The organism is Candidatus Jordarchaeum sp., from assembly GCF_052745115.1.
Window position 1 is genome coordinate 1 of record NZ_JBRAKS010000482.1, and the last position, 2321, is coordinate 2321.

5 protein-coding genes are annotated in these 2321 nt (G+C 39.1%); 3 read left to right on the plus strand and 2 right to left on the minus strand.

From position 1 onward, the window contains the following. Nucleotides 1-143 precede the first annotated feature (143 nt). Complete coding sequence (locus ACUVXA_RS19850) at nt 144-395, minus strand: HEAT repeat domain-containing protein (protein ID WP_445873025.1); 252 nt, start codon at nt 393-395, stop codon at nt 144-146. A gap of 115 nt (nt 396-510) precedes the next feature. Here ACUVXA_RS19850 and ACUVXA_RS19855 point away from each other — a divergent pair, with 115 nt between their 5' ends. Then, on the plus strand, nt 511-951 hold the full coding sequence (locus tag ACUVXA_RS19855; RefSeq protein WP_445873026.1) for an FAS1-like dehydratase domain-containing protein: 441 nt from the start codon (nt 511-513) through the stop codon (nt 949-951). Nucleotides 952-1040: 89 nt separating this feature from the next. Here the strand turns inward: ACUVXA_RS19855 and ACUVXA_RS19860 are convergent, their stop codons facing one another. Beyond that, on the minus strand, nt 1041-1553 hold the full coding sequence (locus tag ACUVXA_RS19860) for a nitroreductase family protein (RefSeq protein WP_445873027.1): 513 nt from the start codon (nt 1551-1553) through the stop codon (nt 1041-1043). 135 nt (nt 1554-1688) lie between these two features. On the opposite strand from ACUVXA_RS19860, the gene ACUVXA_RS19865 reads away from it, so the two are divergent. Both ACUVXA_RS19865 and ACUVXA_RS19870 read left to right on the plus strand, forming a co-directional pair. After that, on the plus strand, nt 1689-1988 hold the full coding sequence (locus ACUVXA_RS19865; protein WP_445873028.1) for a hypothetical protein: 300 nt from the start codon (nt 1689-1691) through the stop codon (nt 1986-1988). 99 nt (nt 1989-2087) lie between these two features. Beyond that, nucleotides 2088-2252, plus strand: coding sequence for a hypothetical protein (locus tag ACUVXA_RS19870; RefSeq protein ID WP_445873029.1), 165 nt, complete (start codon nt 2088-2090; stop codon nt 2250-2252). The last annotated feature ends 69 nt before the right edge of the window (nt 2253-2321 follow it).

The following is a 2321-nucleotide window of genomic DNA, read 5'->3' on the forward strand; positions in this document are numbered from 1 at the left end:
CCGCCCTCTCTCTGACATATTTATCATAATCATTTAATGCTTGTATCACTGTTCCCACAGACACTTTTTCTATTACAATTTTTAAAGCTCCTGAGGACTTTAATAATGTGCGCCAATCAGTTTCCGTTGTCTGTTTGGTTAATTCAATTTTTTTTATCCGTAATTTTTTCCAGTGCTTCTCTTGCTCTCATTCTGACAAGTAAATCATCATCGTCAGTTTGGGCTTGGCCCAGGGCTTCCACTGCTTTCCTGCCTCCTATCCTTCCAAGAGCCTCTACCGCCAGAGCTCGAATTTCCCAGTCACTAGCACGATTTAAAGTATTTATTAAGCCTTTAACATCTTTCTGTGCTTCCATCCTTTTCAAATCCCGCTTATAGAAATCTGCTTCTCCCATGGCAAAGCCTCTAAGAAATCTTTACAAAGTATTTAGCATCAGAATATTATTAATTATTTGGTAACCAAAAAAATTTTTATACTTGAAATATTAAAAGGGGAAGAGAGGTGTTAATATGAGTGAAGAAAAGTATAAGAAATTTAAGGGTTACAAGTTTACACCCAACACTTATAAGGTAACGGGTGATGCAATAAGAGCTTACGCTAAAGCAACCGGCGACCTGAAACCGGAGTACATCGATCCAGATGACTCTAAAATATTTGCTCCTCCATCGTTCTTGTCGGTTATTTTTCTTCCCTCATTCTACGGGGCTGGAAAACTAGCCGAGGAGGGAATAATTAAAGACTTGACCAAGCTTCTCCACGGTGGTCAGAGATACGAGTATTATAAACCAATAAGACCCGGGGATGTTCTCGTATCCCAGGTGGAAGTAGTGGACATGTATGTTAAGAATGAAATGCTTTTCATGATATTCGATATACCGATAAAAAAACAGGACGACACTCTAGTCGGAAAAGTGGTAACAACAGCCATAATAAGAAAAGGAGGATTCTAACAAAAAAAACAGGCCGATACAAGAAAATCATTAAACAATTTTAAATAATAAAAAATATGAAAACATAAACTCTTAGATTATCGTGCTTTCTACTTGTGTTGAGTGTAGGGATTATTCCACTCGTCTCGAAAGGCGATTTCTTCCATCTTTTTTCTCGATGTTGGATTCGGTATCATTTTGGGATACCCTATTCCCAGCATAGCCACAATGTTTACCTCTTTAGGCATACCCAGTATTTTTTTAATTTCTTCTTCATTGAAGGCTCCTATCCAGCAGGTCCCCAGTCCTTGGGCTTGGGCTGTGAGAACCATGTGGTCAAAAGCTATGGCTAGGTCTACCGGGTACCATTTTGGTGAGCTTTTGGGATCTGCTGCCCCTATAATTACTACTCCGGCTTTGCTGAGAAAGCGCATGGAAGCTTTAGCTATTTCTCTAATCTTTTCTCTGTCCCAGACAACGACAAATCTAGAGGGCTGCCTGTTACCCGCAGATGGAGCAAGTCTTCCAGATTCGATTATGGAATATACGAGTTCCTCACTGAGTATCTCCCCGGTAAAATTTCTTATACTCCTTCTCATCTTTATAGCTTCTAAAACGTCCATAACTCCCACCATACTCAAGTTTTGCTTATATTTTTTTATTATAATTTTTTCCTTCATTAAACATTTTAACAATACTTAAATATATATAATACTAAAAATTGAGTTAGCATATCACTAGTAGTAAAGGTTGTTTTTATGTCTCATTTGTTGAGGATCATAGAGAAGAACGAGGAACTATTTAGGAGTATTGCTTTAAAATTTCTAAAAGAGAGAAGAGAACAAGTACTAAAAGAACTACAAGAAGTGGATCAGAAACTCAGAAAGCTTGAGCAGAAGCACGGATTATTTGAGGAATATGCAGAAAACTTGCCTGAAAGCTACGAGTCTCATGAAACATGGTTTGCTTGGAAGGCTCTCGTTGAAACAAAGAAAGAGTTGGAGAGGGAGTTAACAGATATTGAGAAAGCGACTAGAGAAGTTACTAGAAAAGAATAAGGACATAATACTGAGAACAGAATTCATCGAAGAAACCATAAGGGGTTTACAGCAGTAGAAAGATTTAATGATAAATAATACCATTCTTAGACTTTAATCATGAACCTAAACATCCACAGAGACGTCCAATACAAGGCTACAACCCTGCCCACGAGAACCAAGCCGACAATCAGCGTGGAGAACAAAAATCCGCTAAAAGGAACCACCGCTGGGCAAAGCAAAGGTTTCCTTCCAAAGGCGGACCAAGACTTAAACGCTGCCTAACCACGCCCTCGCCGCCACCAGTTTGAGCGGATACACCTGAACGCCTACATAAAAGCGGAGAGACACAAC

What these genes read in the sequence shown, in the direction of transcription:
- ACUVXA_RS19865 (WP_445873028.1), top strand. Translation starts at nt 1,689, where the DNA reads ATGTCTCATTTGTTGAGGATCATAGAGAAGAACGAGGAACTATTTAGG.
- ACUVXA_RS19870 (WP_445873029.1), top strand. Translation starts at nt 2,088, where the DNA reads ATGAACCTAAACATCCACAGAGACGTCCAATACAAGGCTACAACCCTG.
- ACUVXA_RS19855 (WP_445873026.1), top strand. Translation starts at nt 511, where the DNA reads ATGAGTGAAGAAAAGTATAAGAAATTTAAGGGTTACAAGTTTACACCC.
- ACUVXA_RS19850 (WP_445873025.1), bottom strand. Translation starts at nt 395, where the DNA reads ATGGGAGAAGCAGATTTCTATAAGCGGGATTTGAAAAGGATGGAAGCA.
- ACUVXA_RS19860 (WP_445873027.1), bottom strand. Translation starts at nt 1,553, where the DNA reads ATGGACGTTTTAGAAGCTATAAAGATGAGAAGGAGTATAAGAAATTTT.